Raw genomic sequence first — 20,991 nt, forward strand, 5'->3', positions numbered from 1 at the left:
TCAGCTTTCAAGTTTTGTGCTGTTCTTTAGGGCCTCATCGCGAGCAGGCTCGCTCCTACATTTGATCTCTGTCTTACACAAAATTTGTGTTCACTGAAGATCCACTGTAGGAGCGAGCCTGCTCGCGAAGGCGGCTTGACAGACGCTATAAATCTCAGCTGGCAGTTGCCAACAGCAGATCCATCACCGTACGACCATGCCCGCGCGATTTGCCATGGTCATACAACGACCCGGCAATCTCATCCGCGCGAATCGGCAGGATCGACAACAGCGTGTCGCTCAAACCATGGCTCGCCTGGCAGAAGCCCTGCATATAGATGCCGGCCTTGCAGCGCTCGTCGGTGATCAGCTTGTAGTTACGATCCACCTCGAAATCACCCAGGTATTGCTCCAGCGGCGCCAGCAGTTTGCGGTGCATCTGGCGTTCGTAACCGGTGGCCAGGACCACGGCGTCGTAGAGACGAACCGTGACTTCACCGGTGGCATTGTTGCGCACGGCCAGTTCGATACCGCGCTCGGTGGCGGTGGCTTTTTCGATGGTGGTCAGGGTACGGAATGCATGGCGCGCGATGCCCGAGACTTTCTGGCGATAGAAGATGCCGTAGATGCGTTCGATCAGGTCGATGTCCACCACCGAATAATTGGTGTTGTGGTACTCGTTGACCAGACGTTCGCGCTCGCTGCTCGCCTGCTGGAACACCAGGTCGGTGAACTCCGGCGAGAACACTTCGTTGACGAACGGGCTGTCATCCGCCGGCTTCAGCGCCGAGCCACGCAAGATCATGTCCACCTGCACCGACGGGAAGCTGTCGTTCAAATCGATGAAGGCCTCCGCCGCGCTTTGGCCGCCACCGATGATCGCGATGCTCATCGGCTGATTGTTCACGCAAGGCTGCTTGGCCATCTGCGCCAGGTACTGCGAGTGGTGGAACACGCGTCCGTCATCCTTCAGCGCCTTGAAGGCTTCGGGAATGCGCGGCGTACCGCCGGTGCTGACCACTACTGAGCGAGTGGTGCGCACGTGTTGATGCCCCATGGAGTCGCGAGAAATGACCCGCAGCGCCTCGACCTGCTGGTTGTGCAGCACCGGCTCGATGATCAGCACTTCTTCGCCGTAGCGGCTCTGGGCTTCAAACTGGTCGGCGACCCAGCGCAGGTAGTCGTTGTACTCCATGCGGCAAGGATAGAACGTGCCGAGGTTGATGAAGTCCACCAGACGACCGTGATGCTTGAGGTAGTTGACGAACGAATACGGGCTGGTCGGATTGCGCAGGGTCACCAGGTCTTTGAGGAAGGAAATCTGCAGCTCGCTCTGAGTCGACAGGGTATTGCCGTGCCAGCTGTAGTTGGCCTGCTTGTCGAGAAACAGTACATCCAGCTCGCCCTGGTTCGGCCCGCGCTCTTGGAGAGCGATGGCCAGCGCCAGGTTCGAAGGGCCGAAACCGACGCCGATCAGGTCGTGAACGATGGGCGATGCAATTGCCTGTGTCATTTCCAGTGTCCTCTGGATGAACCCCTCAACAAGGGGAATAAGCCTAAGTGACCTGATGCAGGACAGCAGGTCGTCTGTTGAGTAGGAACGAGGACAATGAAAAAAAATTTAGAGAGAAGGGATCAATGGGCGTCCCACTGCCGCATCCGCACGCGGCAATGTTTCATGGCATTGACGATGTGCTTCTCTACCAGCGCGCGCGAGATGCCAAGTTGTTCAGCAATTTCGGGGTGCGACAGGCCATCGATCTTGCGCAGCAAAAAACTTTCGCGACACAGCCGGGGCAATTCCGACAAGGCACGCTGGAGCATCTCAAGGCGCTGGCCGTGGTCGAGGCAGTTGTGCGGGGATGGCGTGAAGTAGCGCTCTTCGTTGTCGAGCACGTCCAGCGATTCGACCTGGCGCAAGGCATTGCGCCGATGATCGTCGATCACCAGGTTCAGCGCGGTGCGATAAAGGAATGCCCGGGGCTGCTCGATCGGTGTGTCACTGGAACGCTCCAGCACCCGCAGATAAGCGTCATGCACCACATCTTCGGCCACCTGACGGTTGCCTAGCTTGGCGTTCAGGAAACACACCAGCTCGCGATAGTAGTTTTCCAACATGACTCCCGGCCGCACAGGGTGCGGTTTCTGTCCTTGAGCCACCTCGGCGACCGCCGAAATAGGCAGTGGCAAGATGGTGGCAGTTCAAGCCGCGTAATTTATAGTAATTCTCATATAGATTTAAAGTACTGGTTTGACTTACCCGATAAATAGTCATGTGCTACACCCTGCGGCGAGGGGATTGCTCTCAGTTTGTATCGACCTGTGTCCGCACCTAAATTCCCCGCTACTTTCCTCGTTTACAGGACAGCTCCCCGTGTCTGTCGGCCCCCCCGACAGCGTTCGGCTGTCGCCGGTTTATGTGCGCAGGTTGAACGACGGGCCGATACCCATTGGCCGGAACCCTGCATGAAACGTCCCCGACAAACCCGACGCGCCCTGCTTGTAGCACTTTGTCTGATCCCCGTTATCGCCATTGCCGCCTGGCAAGTAATCCCGCCTGGCCGGGACAAATTCGCCACCGTGCAAGTCAGCCGTGGTGACATTGAAAGCAGCGTCACCGCGCTGGGCACCCTGCAACCCCGGCGTTATGTGGACGTCGGCGCCCAAGCGTCCGGGCAGATCCAGAAGATCCACGTGGAAGTCGGCGACGTGGTCAAGGAAGGCCAACTGCTGGTCGAGATCGACCCGTCCACCCAGCAGGCCAAACTCGACGCCGGACGGTTCTCCATCGAGAACCTCAAGGCGCAGCTTCAGGAACAACGGGCACTGCACGAACTGGCCCGGCAGAAATTCCAGCGCCAGCAGAACCTCAAGGCCGGCGGCGCAACCCGCGAAGAAGACGTGCAAACCGCCCAGGCCGAGCTGCGCGCCACCCAGGCCCGCATCGACATGTTCCAGGCGCAGATCCGCCAGGCCCAGGCCAGCCTGCGCAGCGATCAGGCCGAACTCGGTTACACGCGGATTTACGCACCGATGGCCGGCACCGTGGTTGCCCTCGACGCCCGGGTCGGCCAGACCCTCAACGCCCAGCAGCAAACACCCTTGATTCTGCGCATCGCCAATTTGTCGCCGATGACGGTGTGGGCCGAAGTCTCGGAAGCCGACATCGGCCACGTCAAACCCGGCATGACTGCGTGGTTCACCACCCTCAGCGGTGGCAACCGGCGCTGGAGCAGCACCGTGCGGCAGATTCTGCCGGTGCCGCCCAAGCCGCTGGACCAGACCAGCCAGGGTGGCGGCAGCCCCGCCAGTTCGAGCAAAAGTGGCAGTGCGCGCGTGGTGCTGTATACGGTGTTGCTGGACGTCGATAACGCCGACAACGCGTTGATGGCGGAAATGACCACCCAGGTGTTCTTCGTTTCGGATCAGGCGAAAAACACCCTCACCGCGCCCATCGCGGCGTTGCAGGTCGGCACAGAAGCCAATAGGCAAATTGCCCAGGTCGTCGCCAAAAACGGCAGCATCCAGCAACGCGACGTGCGCACCGGCATCAGCGATCGTCTGCGGGTGCAGATCCTCGACGGTTTGCAGGAAGGCGATCACCTGCTGATCGGCCCGGCCGACGGGAGTGGCGGCTGAATGCAGACGCCTCTGATCGATCTTCAGGACATTCGCAAAGCCTACGGCGGCGGCGACTCACCGGAAGTTCATGTGTTGCGCGGTATCGACCTGTCGATCCATGCCGGAGAGTTCGTGGCGATTGTCGGCGCCTCCGGTTCCGGCAAGTCGACGCTGATGAACATCCTCGGTTGCCTCGACCGCCCCACCTCGGGCGAATACCGCTTCGCCGGGCAAAACGTCGCCGCACTCGACAGCGATGAGCTGGCCTGGCTGCGCCGTGAAGCCTTCGGTTTTGTGTTCCAGGGTTATCACCTGATCCCGTCCGGCTCGGCCCAGGAAAACGTCGAGATGCCGGCCATTTATGCAGGCTTACCGGCGGCCGAACGCCATGCCCGCGCCGCCGCCCTGCTCGACCGTCTCGGCCTGGCCTCGCGCACCGGCAACCGCCCGCATCAGCTCTCCGGTGGCCAGCAACAACGGGTGTCGATTGCCCGCGCCTTGATGAACGGCGGCCACATCATCCTTGCCGACGAACCCACCGGCGCCCTCGACAGCCACAGCGGCGCCGAGGTGATGACCCTGCTCGACGAACTGGCGAGCCAGGGCCACGTGGTGATCCTCATCACCCACGACCGCGAAGTCGCGGCCCGTGCCAAACGCATCATCGAAATTCGTGACGGGCTGATCATCAGCGACAGCGCCCACGACAACCCTGAAGCGCAAACCTCGGCCAACCCCGGCGCGCTGCAAGCGGTGGATCTGCGCAAGCGCCTGAGCGAAGGGGCGCAAGCCAATGGCGCGTGGAAAGGCGAACTGATCGACGCCGTACAAGCGGCGTGGCGGGTGATGTGGATCAACCGCTTTCGCACGGCACTGACGCTGCTCGGGATCATCATCGGCGTGGCGTCGGTAGTGGTGATGCTCGCCGTCGGCGAAGGCAGCAAGCGTCAGGTGATGGCGCAAATGGGAGCCTTCGGCTCCAACATCATTTACCTCGGCGGCTCATCACCGAACCCGCGAACACCGCAGGGTATTGTCACCCTGGATGACGTCGCGGCGGTGGGAAGCCTGCCGCAAGTGACGCGGATCATGCCGGTCAACGGCCAGGAAGCCGGGGTGCGCTTCGGCAACCTCGACCACGTGAGCTACGTCGGCGGCAACGACACCAATTTCCCGGCCATCTTCAACTGGCCGGTGGTGCAAGGCAGCTATTTCACTCAGGACGATGAACGCAACGCAGCGGCAGTCGCCGTGATTGGCCACAAGGTACGGACCAAGTTGCTAAAGGACGTGGCCAACCCGATCGGCCAGTACATCCTGATCGAGAACGTGCCGTTCCAGGTGGTCGGTGTGCTCGCGGAAAAAGGCGCCAGCTCCGGCGACTCCGACAGCGACGACCGTATCGCCATCCCGTATTCCGCCGCGAGTGTGCGGCTGTTTGGCACCCACAACCCCGAATACGTGGCCATCGCCGCCGCCGACGCCCGCAAGGTCAAAGAGACCGAAATCGCCATCGAGCAATTGATGCTGCGCCTGCACAACGGCAAGAAGGATTTCGAACTGACCAACAACGCCGCGATGATTCAGGCCGAAGCGCGCACGCAGAACACCCTGTCGCTGATGCTGGGCTCGATTGCCGCGATTTCGCTGCTGGTGGGCGGGATCGGCGTGATGAACATCATGCTGATGACCGTGCGCGAGCGAACCCGGGAGATCGGTATCCGTATGGCCACCGGCGCGCGTCAGCGCGACATCCTCCGTCAGTTTCTGACGGAAGCGGTGATGCTCTCGGTGGTCGGCGGCCTCGCCGGGATCGCCCTGGCGCTGATCGTCGGCGGCGTACTGATCCTCAGCGAAGTGGCCGTCGCGTTCTCTTTGATAGCGGTGCTCGGCGCCTTCGGCTGCGCCCTGGTCACCGGTGTTGTCTTCGGCTTCATGCCGGCCCGCAAAGCTGCCCGACTCGACCCGGTCACGGCCCTTACCAGTGAATGATCTCTCCATGAAGCCGCAACTGAGTTTACTGACCCTTTGCCTGTTACTCGGCGCCTGCGGCACGCCCGCCCAGCGCCCGGAAAGCGGCATCCAGCCGCCCGCCTCCTGGCAATCGCCGCACACGCAAAGCGCCACCCGCAGCAACCTGCAATGGTGGACGCAGTTCGGCAGCCCACAGCTGGATCAGCTGATCGAACAGGCGCGGGTCGGCAGTTACGACCTGGCCGCCGCCATCGCGCGGGTGCGCCAGGCGCAAGCCGAAACGGTGGTTGCCGGTGGTTCGCTGCTCCCCGAGGTCAAGGCCGCCCTGAACGCCAATCGGCAAAAACTGCTGCGCGGCAACGGCTACAGCCAGCTCGATGCCGACAGCGACAACAACGCCGTCGATTACTTCAACGCCAGCCTCAGCGCCAGTTACGAAATCGATTTCTGGGGCGGTCAACGGGCTTCCCGTGACAGCGCGCAATTCGCTTTGCAGGCCAGCGAGTTCGATCAGGCGACCGTGGAATTGACGCTGCTCAGCGGCGTCGCCAATACCTACGCGCAGGCCTTGTCGCTGCGTGAGCAAAGCCGCATCGCCGAGTTGAACCTGGCGAACGCGCAGAACGTGTTGAAACTGGTGCAGACGCGTTTTGATTCGGGCTCTACGACAGCGCTGGAACTGGCGCAGCAGAAGAGCCTGGTGGCGGCGCAACAACGGCAATTGCCGCTGGTGCAACAGCAGGCCCAGGACGCCTTGATCGGTCTGGCCGCCCTGCTCGGCCGGCCGGTTCAGGAGCTGGCGCTGGGTCAGGAGCGCTTCGATCAGCTGTCATGGCCGACCATCGCGGCCGGCGCGCCCAGCGAACTGCTCACCCGCCGCCCGGACATCGCCCGCGCCGAAGCGCAACTGGCCGCCGCGAAAGCGGACGTCACCGTGGCCCGTGCTGCGATGCTGCCGAAGGTGACGTTGAGCGCCGAACTGGGGTCGGGGGCAGATCGTGCGGCGGACATGCTGCGCAATCCGTTCTACAACCTCACCGCCGGATTGCTTGCGCCGGTCTTCAACAATGGTCGCTTGAGCGCCGAGCGCGATAAAGCCACGGCCCGCCAGGAAGAACTGCTGGAGACGTATCGCGGGGCGATCATCAATGGCTTCGCCGACGTGGAAAAAGCCCTCAACAGCATTCGCGGACTGGATGCACAGCGCCAGTGGCAAAGCGAAGAACTGAACCAGGCGCAGACCGCATTCAATATTGCGCAAAGCCGTTATCAGGCCGGGGCCGAGGATTTGCTGACGGTGCTGGAAACCCAGCGCACGCTGTATGCGGCGCAGGATTTGAATGTGCAACTGCGGTTGTCGCGGCTGCAGGCGAGTATTGCGCTGTACAAGGCGTTGGGTGGCGGGTGGCAGGTTTTGTGATTTGCTCTGTTATTGAGGGCCTCTTCGCGGGCAAGCCTCGCTTCTACAGGGATAAATGACGCCCTTGTAGGAGCGAGGCTTGCCCGCGAAGAACGATAACGCGGTATCACCCGCTTAAGTGGTAACCGGCTTGGCCTTCAAATGCCGCGCATACCATGGCCGCTGCGGCACTTTGCGGAACAGGTCCGCCAGTTTCTTCTCGTCTTCGCCAAAGGTAATGCGCAGCGCCAGCTTCATGGTTTCCGGGTCCATCTCAACCGACTTGCCCGTCTGCAACCCCGGCGTCGTGCTGCAGCCATGGGTGCTTGGCCCAAGCCACGGATCATCCACCTCAACCCAACGCCCCGGCGCAAACCATGCCACGCCGTTGACCTCCAGCCGACTCACCTCCCCCGGATGAAAGCGCTCGTGCGCACGGAACCAGTCTTCCAGGCGATCATCGATCCAGCCGTGGAAATGCCAGAACACCGGGTTCACATGGGAGGAAAACGGGTCGCCGAGAAAATCGTTTTCCGGCGCATACCAGCGCGCGGAGAAGTCTGCCGGATCCCGGGCAAACGGCACCGGCTGGCCATTGGACGGATCACGCGGCACCGAAGCCCAACGCATGTGCAGCCAGTCATGCAGCCCCAGTTCGACCTCAGAACCGAACTGCCCCAGGGTGAGTTTCGACAGATAACGCGGATCACGGTAGCGCGACTCCCAGACCTGGAAGTTGCTGTGGTAAGTCTCGGCGGTCTTGATGTCGCTGACCCATTGCGAATACTCGGCATCGTCGTCGGCCTGCCAGGTCGGCGGCAACGCGGTGCCGTCGTGGTTGTCGCAGTAATTGGCGAAGCCGATGCGATCACGAGCCAGTTCCGGTTGCGGCAACGGAAAGTGCTGCCATGACGGCAAATCCTGCATCGAACGCGCCGTGCCCAGCATGTGCCGGTGCATGAAGAAAAAGTCCACGCCCGAGCCGTTGCGGTCTTTGCGCGCGCCACGGGCATCACGCTCCTTGTCCCGCGGACCGGGCTGCCAGCCAATGCCACGCAGAGCGTTACGCTTGTCCTCGGACAGGGTGTGCCATTTGTCCCGCGAGGCATGCCAGAGCTGGTGAAACAACCGATGCTCGGCGGAAACCAACCAGGCCAACAGCGGTGCATTCAGACCGGCGCGCTCGCGGGCTTCGGGAAAAACCCGTTTGACGGCGATAAAGCGATTGTCCTGCGCGGTCATCATCAGCGGGCGATCGAGGTTCAACACCCGGCCGCTGAGTGTACCGCTGCCGGCATTGCCGAAACCGGCCCAGACTTCATCCAGCGCCATGCTGAATTCATAATCCGGCGTGCCGTTGGCAGCGTCGGCACTGACCAGCCGCCAGCTCAGTTCAGCCGGTTTGGCTTCCGCCAGATCACCCAGCACCCGGTAGCGCGGTTCGTCACTGGAACGCAAACGCTGGGGGGTGTCGAGGAACCCGATCAAGCCGCGACCTTTGTGGCCGACGTCGAGAAACAGTTCCAGCCCGTCCCGTGGCAGACCTTCGATACCCGCGTCGCGGCCTTCGAAACGGATCTGCCAGACGCCCCGCAAGGTGTTCGCCAAATGCTGGCCGGCGACATCAGCCACATCGAATGAAGCTTCGCCGGGGGTGATCGTCGGATCCGGTTTCGTCCATTCGCGATGCCCATAAAAAGCCGCAGGCACGGCGGCGCCGGTCAGCGCCAGGCCTGCCATGAACCATCGTCGAGAAATCGTCATTGCCCTACCTGTGTCAGCCATGAAGCAGGCTTTATCCAAGCTAGAACGTTTATTCCCTCTACAAATTTAAGAGCTTCGCGGGCAAGCCTCGCTCCTACAGGTCTCCAATGTTCCGGCGAATCCCTGTAGGAGCGAGGCTTGCCCGCGAAGGGGCCATCAGCCCCACTAAATTTCCAACCGGGCCACTCGTTCTTCCCAGATAGCAAAGGCCCCTGCGCCCGCACCGGGGCGGCGAACCTGACTGAGATGGCAATGACAAAACCACGTTCGAAAAAGGCTCTTTACATCGGCCTGCCGCTGGCCCTGGCGATCAGTGCCGGGGCAGGCTTTGCGGCCTGGGATTACGGGTTCAAGGACAATCCCGGTTACCCGGTCAAGGTGATGAAACAGGCCGATGAGCTGCAAGAGCGCCTCCTCTCCTTCGACAGCCACGTCACCGTCCCGCTGGATTTCGGCACCGCCGGCAATGAAGCGGACAAGGACGGCACCGGGCAATTCGACCTGGTCAAGACCGGCCGTGGACGCTTGTCCGGCGCGGCCCTGACGATTTTCGGCTGGCCGGAAATCTGGAACGGCGCCAACGCCCCGCATCGCCCCACCGCCGGTTTCGTCGACGAAGCCCGGTTCGAACAGGAAACCCGCTACAAAATCATCAGCACGATGGTTCGCGACTTCCCCAACCAGGTCGCCATCGCCTACACCCCGGACGACTTCCGCCGCCTGCACGGCGAAGGCAAGTTCGCGATCTTCATGAGCATGCTCAACGCCTATCCGCTGGGCAACGACCTGAACGCCCTGGACACGTGGGCCGCACGCGGCATGCGCATGTTTGGTTTCAGTTACGTGGGCAACAATGCCTGGGCGGATTCGTCCCGACCGCTGCCGTTCTTCAATGATTCGCGGGACGCCCTCGGTGGTCTGTCGGAGATCGGCAAGCAGGCCGTGCATCGCCTCAACGATCTGGGCGTGATCATCGATGTGTCGCAGATGTCGACCAAGGCCTTGGAGCAGGTCGCCCAGTTGAGCCGCACGCCGATGGTCGCCTCGCATTCGGCACCGCGTGCATTGGTGGACATCCCGCGCAACCTCAGTGATCAGGAAATGCAGCTGATCAAAAACAGCGGCGGCGTGGTGCAGATTGTCGGCTTCCCGACCTACATCCGCCCGCTGAGTCAGGCCACGCAGGACAAACTCAACGCCCTGCGCGCACGCTTCGACCTGCAACCGTTGCAAGGCCTGGAGATGGCGTTGATGCCGGGTGACCCGATCATCACCGTCTGGTCCGAACAACGTTTCGGCGAGTACGCCAGTCAGCTCTACGCCATCGTCGACGAAGAGCCGAAAGCCACCCTCAAGGACTACGGCGACGCGATCGACTACGCGGTGAAGAAAATCGGTATCGACCACGTCGGCATCAGTTCCGACTTCAACGACGGCGGCGGTCTGGATGGCTGGAAGGATGTCAGCGAAGCACGCAACGTCACGGCCGAGCTGCTCAGTCGCGGCTACAGCGAGGCCGATATCGCCAAGCTCTGGGGCGGGAATTTCCTGCGAGTCTGGGACCAGGTGCAGAAGTCGTCCAGACCGGTGGCGAAAAACTGATGCCCTCTTTTGCAAAAGCGAACCGAACTCATGACTAACCGCCGTTCATTCCTCAAGCAGGCCGGGATTCTTGCCGCTAGCCTGCCCCTGGGTTCTGCCGTGAATCTGCCGGCGCTGGCTGCCAATCCAGTGCCGCTGCCCAAGGACAAATGGGCGCAATTGCGCTCGTTGTTCGACCAGGATCCGGACTACCTGCACTTCGCCAACTTTCTGGTGACGTCCCACCCTCGCCCGGTGCGTGAGGCGATCGAACGCCACCGCGCCAACCTCGACCGCAACCCGGGCCTGGCGATGGACTGGGACCTGGGCGAAACCGAAAAACGCGAGCAGGAGGTTCGCGTCTGGGCCGGGCGTTACCTCAAGGCCAAGCCTGAGCAAATCGCCCTGACCGGCAGCACCACGGAAGGCCTGTCACTGATCTACGGCGGCATTCATGTGCGCCCGGATCAGGAAATCCTCACCAGCGAGCACGAACACTACGCCACCCATTACGCCTTGGGTTACCGCCAGCAAAAGGACGGGGTCAAGGTGCGCAAGCTCAAGCTGTTCGAGAACAGCCACAACGTTTCGGTAGATGAGGTGCTGGGCTCAATCGCCAAAGGTATCCGTCCCGAAACCCGCGTACTGGGTATGACCTGGGTGCAGTCCGGTAGCGGCGTGAAACTGCCGATCGGTGACATCGGCAAACTGGTGGACGAGCAGAATCGCAACCGCGAGGAAAAGGACCGCATTCTGTATGTGGTCGATGGCGTGCACGGTTTCGGCGTCGAAGACCTCGACTTCCCCGACATGCACTGCGACTTCTTCATCGCCGGCACCCACAAATGGATGTTCGGCCCGCGTGGCACCGGGATCATCTGCGCCCGTTCCGCTGAGCTCAAGGACGTCACGCCGACGATTCCGACCTTCTCCGAAGCCACCACCTTCTCAACGATCATGACGCCAGGCGGGTATCACAGTTTTGAACATCGCTGGGCCCTGGACGAAGCGTTCAAGCTGCATTTGGAACTGGGCAAGGCCGAGGTGCAGACGCGCATCCACGCCCTCAACACCTATGCGAAAAACCGGTTGCTGGAACACCCGCAGATCGAACTGGTCACGCCGAAGAGCCCGGACCTGTCGGCCGGTTTCACCTTTTTCCGGATCAAGGACCGCGACTGCGAAAAAGTCGCCGTGCAGTTGATGGAAAACCGCGTGGTCTGCGACTCGGTGGACCGCGACGTCGGCCCGGTGATCCGCATCGCGCCCGGCCTGCTCAACACCGAAAACCACATCGACCGCTTCATGGCCTTGCTGAGCAAGATCGCCTGAGCAGACCGCTGTCTGTGTAGGAGCGAGGCTTGCCCGCGAAGGCGGCCTCAAGATTGCCTTCGCCGGCAAGCCTGGCTCCTACAGGTTTCGTTATCGCCACGCTTTTTTCTTTGACTGAGACAACTCATGAACAGCAACCCACTAACCCTGCCGCTCAGGGCACTCGCCCTGACCGCCCTCCTCGCCGGCCTACTGCCAACCGCCGCCCAGGCCGCCACCGCCCCGCAACCCGGCAAGGTGTTCAAGGACTGCCGCGATTGCCCGGAAATGGTCGTGTTGCCCGCCGGCACCTTCAACATGGGCACGCCGGACGATGAAGTCGGTCGCGAGCCCGACGAAGGTCCGATGCACGAAGTGACCTTTGCCAAACCGTTCGCCATGAGCCGATTCCAGGTCACCGCCAGTGAATGGGACAGTTACGCGCGCGAGAGCGGCGTGACCATCGCCAACGGCGATACCCGGCCGGGTCGCGAGTGCGTCGCCAGCAAACCGCGTTATCCACAGGGCCCGCGCCAGCCGGCGGTGTGCATGAACTTCGATGACGTAAAGAATTACGTCGCCTGGCTCTCGAAAAAGACCGGGCAGAAGTACCACATGGTCAGCGAAGCCCAACGCGAATATGCCGCGCGAGGCGGCACCAAAGGACCGTTCCCCTTCCCGTTCGATGAAGGCAAGGAATACAGCATCAGCAAAAACGCCAACACCTACGGCCCGGCGGACGGTTACAGCTACAGCTCGCCTGTAGGCAGCTATCCACCCAACGCGTTCGGCATGTACGACATGCACGGCAATGTCTACGAATGGGTCGAAGACTGCGAGCACCCGGACTACGTCGGCGCCCCCACCGATGGCAGCGCCTGGGTTGAACCCAACTGCGAAGCCGTGCGCATCCGTGGCAACGATTGGGGCGAAGCGCCGGTGTTCTCCCGCTCCGGCAACCGTAACAGCCAGTACCCGCAAGAGCGTGGCGACTGGATGGGGTTCCGTATCGTGCGAGATCTGTAAGACCAGACTCTGCCCCCGTGGGCGCGAGCTGGCTCCAGGAGCCGGCTCGCCGAGTTAGTTTCCACCCCCGAACCGCATTTGCTGCTTAGCGATCCGTGAACGCCCACGATGACCGTTACTTCGCCGCAGCGACCCCCTCTTGCCACAGCACCCCGTCAGTTCATCTTTCTGAAATTTATGTGACGGGTTTCTTTCCGGTTTCCTAATCGCGCCGCGTCTAATAATCATTCTTATTAACAAAAACTCTGCACAACATTTCTCAGGAACTCAGGTAAGTAATGCGACCTCAACCACGCCGCACACCTCTCGCGTTGGCCGTACAGCGCCCGACATTGCATCGCACCCTGTTCACCAGCGTACTGCTGACCGCCACCTTGCTGGGGAGCTCGATGGCCAATGCTGCACCTGTAAAAGTGAATATTGCCGAGCAGCCGCTTTCCAACGCGCTGACCGAGCTGGGGATGCAGACCAACCTGCAAATCCTCTACAGCCCAGATCAGGTTGCCGGTATTAAATCCCGTGCAGTGTCCGGTTCGCTGGAGCCGTCCGAGGCCTTGAGCGCCTTGCTCAAAGGCACCGGCATTTCGTTCCAGATCAATGGCAACAGCGTTACCCTGGTATCCGGCGGCGGTTCGGGCCTGCAACTGGGCGCGACCACGATTTCCGGCCAGGCCCTGGGCCTGACCACGGAAGACACCCACTCCTACACCACCGGCGCCACCACCACCGCGACCAAGCTGCCGCTGACCCTTCGCGAAACACCGCAATCGGTGACCGTGGTGACCCGTCAGCAAATGGACGATCGCGGCGCACAGAGTGTCGGCGATGCGTTACGCAACACCCCCGGCATCACGTCGCAAAAGTACGACAGTGACCGTACCGAATTTTCCGCCCGTGGCCAGGCCATCACCAACTTCCAGTACGATGGCGTCAACACCCTCTACGACGGTGTGTACGGTGAAAACCCGAACAACAGCGACGACTCGGCCAGCCTGGACCACATCGAAGTCATCAAGGGCGCTACCGGCCTGATGACCGGTACCGGCGACCCGTCTGCCACCGTCAACCTGATCCGCAAGAAGCCGACCAAGGAATTCAAGGCCTCGGTCAGCGCCACCGCCGGCCGTTGGGACAAGTACCGCGCTGAAGGCGACATCTCCGGTTCGCTGACCGATTCGGGCAACGTACGCGGGCGCTTCGTGACCACGTATCAGGACGCCAATTCGTACCTGGATCACTACAGCCAGAAGAAGGACCTGTTTTACGGCGTCCTCGAAGCCGACCTGACCGACGACACATTGCTGACCTTGGGCATCGACAAGTCCAGCGCGACCCCGCGTGGCTCGTCCTGGACCGGCAACCCGACGTATTTCGCCGATGGCGGCCGTACCGAATTCCCGCGTCACTTCAACCCGGCAGCCGACTGGAGCCGTCGCGATTTCGACAGCACCACCTACTTCGCGTCGCTGGAACAAGCGCTGGCCAATGACTGGAAACTCAAAGTCAGCCTGGACCAGAAAACCACCGATCACGACACCCAACTGGCCTCGGCCAGCGGCGGCAACCCGGACCGCGCCACCGGTGAAGGCATGTTCATGTACTGGGGTCGCTGGGAAGGCCATCGCGTGCAGAACACCGCTGACGTGAACGTCTCCGGTCCGTTCAGCCTGGGCGGTCGTGAGCACGAACTGGTCGCCGGTGTCATGGCGTCCCACTCGCGTCAGACCGGCGCGACTTACGACACCAGCGCGTTCTCCCAAGTGCCAGGCAGCATCTATGACTGGAACGGCGAACTGCCGAAACAGGAATTCCCGAAGAACGGCAAATACGAACGCACCCAGAGCCAGAACGGCGTTTACCTGGCCACGCGCCTGCGTCCGACCGACGACCTGTCGTTCATCCTCGGCACCCGTCTGAGCACCTTCAAGTACAACGAAGACTACAGCTACAACCCGGGTGCCGGTCAGACCGACACCCACGCCAGCTACAAGGAACATGGCGTCGTCACCCCTTACGCCGGGGTGGTTTACGACCTCAACGACACGTACTCTGCGTACGCCAGCTACACCAATGTCTACCAGCCGCAAATCAACAAGGACGCCAACGGTTCCACCCTGGAACCGGTTGAAGGCAACGCTTACGAGACCGGTCTGAAAGCGGCCTACTTCGAAGGCAAGCTGAACGCCAGCCTGGCGTTCTTCCGCATCGAGCAGCAAAACGTCGCAGAATCGATCGGCACCAACCCGGTCACCAACGAAGGCATCTACAAAGCCATCGACGGCGCGACCACCAAGGGTGTGGAACTGGAACTGGCCGGTGAACTGGCCGAGGGCTGGAACCTGTCCGCCGGCTACACCTATGCCCGTACCCGAGACCAGGACGAGCAACGGATCTTCGGCTACCCGCTGTCCACCACCCGCCCTGAACACGTCGTGCGCACCTTCACCACTTATCGTCTGCCAGGTGTGATGAACAAGTTCACCGTCGGTGGCGGTGTGAGCTGGCAGAGCGCGTTCTACGGCAAGATCTACAGCGCCAGCGTGGGCGACTACACCCAGATCAAGCAAGGTGGCTACACCCTCGTGGACCTGATGACCCGTTACCAGTTCGACGACCACCTGAGCTTCACCGTCAATGCCAACAACGTCTTCGACAAGAACTACCTGACGGGCCTGGGCAACTTCGATACCACGTTCTACGGTGAGCCGCGCAACGTGCAGGTCACCGCGAAGTATGACTTCTGAGTCGTGAGCTGAAATGAAAAATGCCCAAGTCGTGAGATGCGGGCATTTTTTTTGGCTGGCAGATTTGTGTCGAATGTCGGGCAGTCATCGCGAGCAAGCTCGCTCCCACAGGTTTATGGGGGTCGCCGTCAGTCGCCAGCCAGTTAAATTAACCCTTCGATCAGACGTTCTACTGGGTATCTGCCTTTATACCCAAGGAACTGTCCTCTCATGACTCAGCCTACGCGCGGTGCAATTCATGAATTGTTCACCCTACTCAAACCCTTCCGGCTCGTCGTCGCGGTCTCCATTATCCTGGGCATGGTCGGCGGCCTGAGTGTCACCGTGCTGCTGGCGACCATCAACAATGCCCTTCATTCGGACACCGGCCTGACCCAGGGCGTTGTCGCACTGTTCGGCGGTCTGTGCCTGGTGGCGCTGCTGAGTTCGATCTGCTCGGACATTGGCACCAACTACGTCGGCCAACACATCATCGCCACCCTGCGTAAGCAACTGGGCGAAAAAGTGCTCTCGGCGCCAATCGAACAGATCGAACGCTACCGTAGCCATCGCCTGATTCCGGTATTGACCCACGACGTCGACACCATCAGCGATTTCGCCTTTGCCTTCGCGCCCCTGGCCATTTCCATGACCGTGACCCTGGGCTGCATGGGCTATCTGGCCATGCTGTCGTGGCCGATGTTTCTGATCATGGTCGTGGCAATCATCATCGGCACCGGCATTCAATATTTCGCCCAGAGCCTCGGCATCAAGGGCTTCTTCGCCGCCCGCGACGCCGAAGACGAATTGCAAAAGCATTACAACGCCATTGCTGAAGGCGCCAAGGAACTGCGCATTCACCGCCCTCGCCGCCAGCGCATGTTCAACGCGGGTATCAAAGGTACGGCCGACTTCATCTGCAAAACCCAGATTAAATCGATTAATACGTTCGTCATTGCCAAGACCTTCGGCTCGATGCTGTTCTTTGTTGTCATCGGCCTGGCACTGGCCCTGCAATCGTTCTGGCCGAGCGCCGACAAATCGGTGATGAGCGGTTTTGTCCTGGTGTTGCTGTACATGAAAGGGCCACTGGAACATCTGGTCGGTACATTGCCGATTGTCAGTCGTGCACAGATCGCCTTTCGCCGCATTGCCGAACTGTCCGAGCAATTCTCTTCGCCGGAACCGCACCTGCTACTCAGCGACCAGGGTAAAAAAGCGTCGCCGGTGCACAGCCTGGAACTCAACGATGTGCGTTACACCTTCCCTGCCGCACCGGGCAGCAACGCCTTTTCCCTGGGGCCGGTCAACCTGAAAATCGAACAGGGAGACATCATTTTCATCGTCGGCGAGAACGGTTGCGGCAAGACCACCCTGATCAAATTGCTGTTGGGACTTTACCCGCCGCAGCAAGGGGAAATCCGCCTCAACGGGGAGATCATCAGCGCCGTCAACCGCGACGATTACCGTCAGCTGTTCACCACGATCTTTGCCGATTATTACCTGTTCGACGACGTGGTGCAGGGCGACACGCACATTCCCGAAGACGCGAACAAATATCTGCAACGCCTGGAAATTGCCCACAAGGTCAGCATCCAGGACGGCAGCTTCACCACGACTGACCTTTCGACCGGCCAGCGCAAGCGGCTGGCGCTGGTCAACGCCTGGCTGGAAGAACGACCGGTGTTGGTGTTCGACGAATGGGCGGCCGATCAGGACCCGACATTCCGGCGGATTTTCTACACCGAGCTCCTTCCAGACCTCAAGCGTCTGGGCAAGACGATCATCGTGATCTCTCACGACGACCGTTATTTCGACGTTGCTGACCAGTTGGTACGCATGGAAGCCGGACAAGTAATGACGGCCCTCAACCCAGCCTGATACGACCCCGCAGCGCCTTTAATCAAGGCAAAAACGGTCCCGCACGCTCGCGATAGCAAATAAGTTCGCGGTTTGCGGGATTTTTTTCCGGTTTTTCTGCGGTGTTGCGTCTAATTATCATTAACTAATAAAACTGCACACGTACTTCAGGAGCATTCCGAGCGATGCAAAGCTTAACGTTGTCCCGCGCACCTCTGGCATTGGCCGTCTCCCGACAGAATCCCCGTCGCACCGTATTGTCCGGCGCCCTGCTGACCCTGCTGTTGCTGGGCACCACACAAGTACAAGCGACCCCGGTCGATGTGAATGTACCGGCGCAGCCGCTGTCCAGCGCACTGCAGCAATTGGGTCAACAAGCCAACCTGCAGATTCTCTACAGCCCGGAAACGTTGTCGGGCCTGAAATCGAGCGCGGTGTCCGGTCACCTGGAACCGGAACAGGCGCTTAATAACTTGCTGCTGGGGAGCGGCATCACATTCCAGATGACCGGCAATACGGTCTCGCTGATTCCGCCGGCAGGTGCCGGCAACGCGCTGGAACTCGGCGCCGTATCGATTTCCGGCAAGGCGCCGGGTTCGACCACCGAAGGCACCGGGCTCTACACCACGTACTCGTCCAGTAGTTCGACGCGTCTGAACCTGACCCCCAAAGAAACACCACAGTCGCTGACCGTCATGACCCGCCAGCGTCTGGACGACCAGCGCCTGACCAACCTCAGCGACACCCTTGACGCCACTCCCGGCATCATCGTATTGCGCGACGGCCAGGGTGCCGAATCCGACGGTTACTTCTCCCGTGGTTTCGAGATTCAGAACTTCGAAATCGACGGCGTCCCCACCGTCAAGCGCATGGACAACTACACCCAGAGCATGGCGATGTACGACCGCGTTGAAGTCGTGCGCGGTGCCACCGGCCTGATCAGTGGCCTGGGCAGCCCATCGGCGACCATCAACCTGATCCGCAAACGCCCGACGGCCGAGGCCCAGGCGAGCATCACCGGTGAAGCCGGCAACTGGGATCGCTACGGCAGCGGCTTCGACGTCTCCGGCCCGCTGAACGAAACCGGCAACATTCGCGGCCGCCTGGTCGCCGACTTCAAGACCGAGCAATCCTGGATCGACCGTTACAAACAGGATTCGCAACTGGTCTATGGCATCACCGAGTTCGACCTGAGCGAAAGCACCCTGCTGACCATGGGTTTCAGCTACCAGCAAACCGACGTTGACTCGCCGATGCGCTCCGGCCTGCCGACCCGTTTCACCGACGGCTCGCGCACCAACCTCAAGCGTTCGCTGAACTCGGCACAGACCTGGTCCTATAACGACCACGAACAAACGAGCTACTTCACCTCGATCGAACACCAGTTCGACAACGGCTGGAGCGGCAAGGTCGAGTTCACTCACTCCGAGAACAAATTCGACGAGGTGTTCAACTACGTCAACGGCGGCCTCAACCCCGACGGCAGTGGCACCACGCAGTTGCCGGTTCGCTTCTCCGGCACACCACGTCAGAACAACCTCGACGCCTACCTCACCGGGCCGTTCAGCCTGCTGGGACGCGAACACGAGCTGATCGCTGGTGTGACGCTGTCCAACTACTATGAAAACGTGCCGAGCTACGGTGGCTGGAAATATGACTATTCGGGCTCCCCGGCCGGCGCCATCGACAACTTGCTGAACTGGAACGGCGACTCGGTCAAACCGGACTTCGCTGTCACCGGCAAATCCACCACCGACGAAACCCAGTACGCGGCTTATCTGGCCACCCGTCTGCACGTCACCGACGACCTGAGCGTGCTGTTGGGCAGCCGTGTCATCGACTGGCATCGCGACATCGAAGACAAGCCCTACGGTGCGGCAGAGACCAAAACCGAAGAGTCCGAAACCGGCGTGTTCATCCCGTACACCGGCGTGGTTTATGACCTCAACGACACCTGGTCGCTGTACGCCAGCTATACCAAAATCTTCAACCCGCAATCGTCCTGGGTTCGCGACGTCAACAACAAACCCCTGGACCCGATGGAAGGCACCGGCTACGAGGTCGGTGTCAAGGGCAGTCACTTCGACGGCAAGTTGAACTCCAGCGTCGCGCTGTTCAAGCTTGAACAAGACAACCTGGCCATCTGGATCGATACCCCTGGCGGCAACACCTACAAGTCCGAGCAAGGCACCACCACCAAAGGTGCCGAGTTCACGCTTGACGGTGAACTGGCCGAAGGCTGGCAGGCGTCTGCCGGCTATGCCTACGCCGTCAGCACCGACTCCGATGACCAGCGCATCGTCACTACCCTGCCCCGTCACAGCCTCAAGACGTTCACCAGCTATCGCCTGCCTGGCGTGCTGGACAAGGTCACCCTCGGTGGTGGCGTGAACTGGCAGAGCAAGACGGGCAACGACCTGCACACCTTCACCCAGGGCAGCTACGCCGTTACCAACCTGCTGGCCCGCTACGACATCAGCAAAAACCTGAGTGCATCGGTCAACCTGAACAACGTGTTCGACCGCGAGTACCTGAGCTACGCCGGCGACCACGGCATGTACGGCGCACCGCGCAACATCATGACGGGCTTCAAGTACAACTTCTGATTCAACAGGCGCAACAAAAAAGCGCACCGGCGAAACCGGTGCGCTTTTTTTGTGGGTGATGGTTTTGTAAGGCCGTACGGCTAATAAAAAAGTCACCAAGCCACATTCTTGCAGCTGGGTGACCTGCAATCCTTTTTTTCAGGCAACTACCGGATACATCCCCCCCCGCAAAACCCCAACCAGCACCTGATAAATCTCCTCCACCTCTTCCGTCACCATGCGCATCCGCAAAAAGTCATGCACATGCCCCCCAAACTCACGACACTCCAACAGACCATTCACACCCGCCAGACGCTCGGCATAAGCCCGCCCCTCGTCCACCAGCGGATCGAAGCCGGCCAGCGCCACATAGGCAGGCGCCACGTCCTTGAGGTCGGGACACAACAGTGGCGAGAAGCGCCAGTCGCTGCGATCCTCGATGCTGCGCGCGTAGTGCTGGTAAAACCATTCCAGGGTGTCGCTTTCCAGCAGGTAACCCTCGCCCAGCAGGTCCATGGATTCGAATCGCTGCGAAGCATCGGTCACCGGATAGCACAACAGTTGCAGGCACGGTTTCAACGCATCCGGTTCGCGCGCCTGGAGTGCCAACACCGTCGCCAGGGTGGCGCCGACGCTGTCACCGCCAAACACCAGGCGCGACAGGTCGAGACCAAATTCGCCGGCCTGGCTGCGCAACCAGTCCAGCGCGTCGGCGCAGTCGTGCAGCGCCGTGGGGAATTTATGCTCGGGTGCGCAGCGGTAGCCCACTGACAACACCGCACACGGGGTACGTGCGCAAAACTCACGGCAGATGCCGTCGTGGGAGTCGAGGCTGCCGACCACAAAGCCACCACCGTGCAAGAACAGCAGCACGGGTAGCGCGGTCGTGCGTTGCAACGGACGGTACAGGCGCAAGGCCAGGACACTGCCGTCACGGGCGGTGTGCTGCACCTCGCTCACTTCGACGTCCGGTGCCGCCCAGCGCATCTGTTGCGAGGACTGTTCGAACGCCTGCCGCGCCTGCTCGGGCGTCGAGCGGTGGAAAGCCATGGCGCCGTCCTGATTGTCTTCGATCAGATCGAGAAACGCGGCCACTTCAGAATTCAATGACATGAATGACATCCCGGGTCGATGCTCATCAAGAGCGACCGACCCTTTGAGTAAAGGT

13 protein-coding genes are annotated in these 20,991 nt (G+C 60.9%); 9 read left to right on the forward strand and 4 right to left on the reverse strand.

Annotation, left to right across the window (positions count from 1 at the left end):
• Positions 1–154 precede the first annotated feature (154 nt).
• Positions 155–1,492 (reverse strand): lysine N(6)-hydroxylase/L-ornithine N(5)-oxygenase family protein, encoded by a 1,338-nt coding sequence (locus tag ACYZTY_RS18615; RefSeq protein ID WP_461954944.1) that lies wholly within the window; start codon positions 1,490–1,492, stop codon positions 155–157.
• 122 nt (positions 1,493–1,614) lie between these two features.
• Complete coding sequence (locus ACYZTY_RS18620) at positions 1,615–2,097, reverse strand: sigma-70 family RNA polymerase sigma factor (RefSeq protein WP_461954945.1); 483 nt, start codon at positions 2,095–2,097, stop codon at positions 1,615–1,617.
• Positions 2,098–2,445: 348 nt separating this feature from the next.
• Here ACYZTY_RS18620 and ACYZTY_RS18625 point away from each other — a divergent pair, with 348 nt between their 5' ends.
• From ACYZTY_RS18625 to ACYZTY_RS18635, 3 genes are read left to right on the forward strand one after another with little or no spacing between them, the layout of a single operon-like run.
• Positions 2,446–3,618, forward strand: a complete 1,173-nt coding sequence (locus ACYZTY_RS18625) for an efflux RND transporter periplasmic adaptor subunit (RefSeq protein WP_461954946.1) — start codon at positions 2,446–2,448, stop codon at positions 3,616–3,618.
• Positions 3,619–5,592: a MacB family efflux pump subunit gene (locus ACYZTY_RS18630; RefSeq protein ID WP_461954947.1), complete on the forward strand. Its 1,974-nt coding sequence runs from the start codon at positions 3,619–3,621 to the stop codon at positions 5,590–5,592. It abuts the gene before it with no gap.
• Positions 5,593–5,599: 7 nt separating this feature from the next.
• A complete protein-coding gene (locus ACYZTY_RS18635; RefSeq protein WP_461954948.1) occupies positions 5,600–6,994 on the forward strand; it encodes an efflux transporter outer membrane subunit in 1,395 nt (464 codons plus the stop codon).
• A 114-nt stretch (positions 6,995–7,108) separates the two neighbouring features.
• On the opposite strand, the gene pvdP is transcribed toward ACYZTY_RS18635, so the two are convergent.
• A complete protein-coding gene (gene pvdP / locus ACYZTY_RS18640; protein ID WP_461954949.1) occupies positions 7,109–8,737 on the reverse strand; it encodes a pyoverdine maturation tyrosinase PvdP in 1,629 nt (542 codons plus the stop codon).
• 252 nt (positions 8,738–8,989) lie between these two features.
• Between pvdP and pvdM the strand changes: the two genes are divergently transcribed.
• From pvdM to ACYZTY_RS18670, 6 genes are all read left to right on the forward strand, one after another.
• The gene (pvdM, locus tag ACYZTY_RS18645) at positions 8,990–10,339 is read left to right on the forward strand and encodes a pyoverdine-tailoring dipeptidase-like protein PvdM (protein ID WP_461954950.1); all 1,350 of its coding nucleotides are present in this window, start codon (positions 8,990–8,992) and stop codon (positions 10,337–10,339) included.
• 30 nt (positions 10,340–10,369) lie between these two features.
• Positions 10,370–11,650 carry a pyoverdine-tailoring periplasmic protein PvdN gene (gene pvdN, locus ACYZTY_RS18650; RefSeq protein ID WP_461954951.1) on the forward strand — a complete coding sequence of 427 codons (1,281 nt, stop codon included), beginning with the start codon at positions 10,370–10,372 and terminating at the stop codon, positions 11,648–11,650.
• A gap of 126 nt (positions 11,651–11,776) precedes the next feature.
• Entirely contained in the window at positions 11,777–12,655 is an 879-nt protein-coding gene (gene pvdO, locus ACYZTY_RS18655; protein ID WP_461954952.1) for a dihydropyoverdine dehydrogenase, read from the forward strand.
• 278 nt (positions 12,656–12,933) lie between these two features.
• The gene (locus ACYZTY_RS18660) at positions 12,934–15,399 is read left to right on the forward strand and encodes a TonB-dependent siderophore receptor (RefSeq protein WP_461954953.1); all 2,466 of its coding nucleotides are present in this window, start codon (positions 12,934–12,936) and stop codon (positions 15,397–15,399) included.
• 210 nt (positions 15,400–15,609) lie between these two features.
• Positions 15,610–17,259 (forward strand): cyclic peptide export ABC transporter, encoded by a 1,650-nt coding sequence (locus ACYZTY_RS18665; RefSeq protein WP_461954954.1) that lies wholly within the window; start codon positions 15,610–15,612, stop codon positions 17,257–17,259.
• Between the two features lie 164 nt (positions 17,260–17,423).
• The gene (locus tag ACYZTY_RS18670) at positions 17,424–19,844 is read left to right on the forward strand and encodes a TonB-dependent siderophore receptor (RefSeq protein WP_461954955.1); all 2,421 of its coding nucleotides are present in this window, start codon (positions 17,424–17,426) and stop codon (positions 19,842–19,844) included.
• Between the two features lie 138 nt (positions 19,845–19,982).
• Here the strand turns inward: ACYZTY_RS18670 and ACYZTY_RS18675 are convergent, their stop codons facing one another.
• Positions 19,983–20,936: an alpha/beta hydrolase gene (locus ACYZTY_RS18675; protein WP_461954956.1), complete on the reverse strand. Its 954-nt coding sequence runs from the start codon at positions 20,934–20,936 to the stop codon at positions 19,983–19,985.
• Positions 20,937–20,991: the final 55 nt, after the last annotated feature.

The sequence above is a fragment of the Pseudomonas sp. LB1P83 genome (assembly GCF_054897885.1).

What these genes read in the sequence shown, in the direction of transcription:
- ACYZTY_RS18615 (WP_461954944.1), bottom strand. Translation starts at nt 1,492, where the DNA reads ATGACACAGGCAATTGCATCGCCCATCGTTCACGACCTGATCGGCGTC.
- ACYZTY_RS18620 (WP_461954945.1), bottom strand. Translation starts at nt 2,097, where the DNA reads ATGTTGGAAAACTACTATCGCGAGCTGGTGTGTTTCCTGAACGCCAAG.
- ACYZTY_RS18625 (WP_461954946.1), top strand. Translation starts at nt 2,446, where the DNA reads ATGAAACGTCCCCGACAAACCCGACGCGCCCTGCTTGTAGCACTTTGT.
- ACYZTY_RS18630 (WP_461954947.1), top strand. Translation starts at nt 3,619, where the DNA reads ATGCAGACGCCTCTGATCGATCTTCAGGACATTCGCAAAGCCTACGGC.
- ACYZTY_RS18635 (WP_461954948.1), top strand. Translation starts at nt 5,600, where the DNA reads ATGAAGCCGCAACTGAGTTTACTGACCCTTTGCCTGTTACTCGGCGCC.
- pvdP (WP_461954949.1), bottom strand. Translation starts at nt 8,737, where the DNA reads ATGACGATTTCTCGACGATGGTTCATGGCAGGCCTGGCGCTGACCGGC.
- pvdM (WP_461954950.1), top strand. Translation starts at nt 8,990, where the DNA reads ATGACAAAACCACGTTCGAAAAAGGCTCTTTACATCGGCCTGCCGCTG.
- pvdN (WP_461954951.1), top strand. Translation starts at nt 10,370, where the DNA reads ATGACTAACCGCCGTTCATTCCTCAAGCAGGCCGGGATTCTTGCCGCT.
- pvdO (WP_461954952.1), top strand. Translation starts at nt 11,777, where the DNA reads ATGAACAGCAACCCACTAACCCTGCCGCTCAGGGCACTCGCCCTGACC.
- ACYZTY_RS18660 (WP_461954953.1), top strand. Translation starts at nt 12,934, where the DNA reads ATGCGACCTCAACCACGCCGCACACCTCTCGCGTTGGCCGTACAGCGC.
- ACYZTY_RS18665 (WP_461954954.1), top strand. Translation starts at nt 15,610, where the DNA reads ATGACTCAGCCTACGCGCGGTGCAATTCATGAATTGTTCACCCTACTC.
- ACYZTY_RS18670 (WP_461954955.1), top strand. Translation starts at nt 17,424, where the DNA reads ATGCAAAGCTTAACGTTGTCCCGCGCACCTCTGGCATTGGCCGTCTCC.
- ACYZTY_RS18675 (WP_461954956.1), bottom strand. Translation starts at nt 20,936, where the DNA reads ATGTCATTGAATTCTGAAGTGGCCGCGTTTCTCGATCTGATCGAAGAC.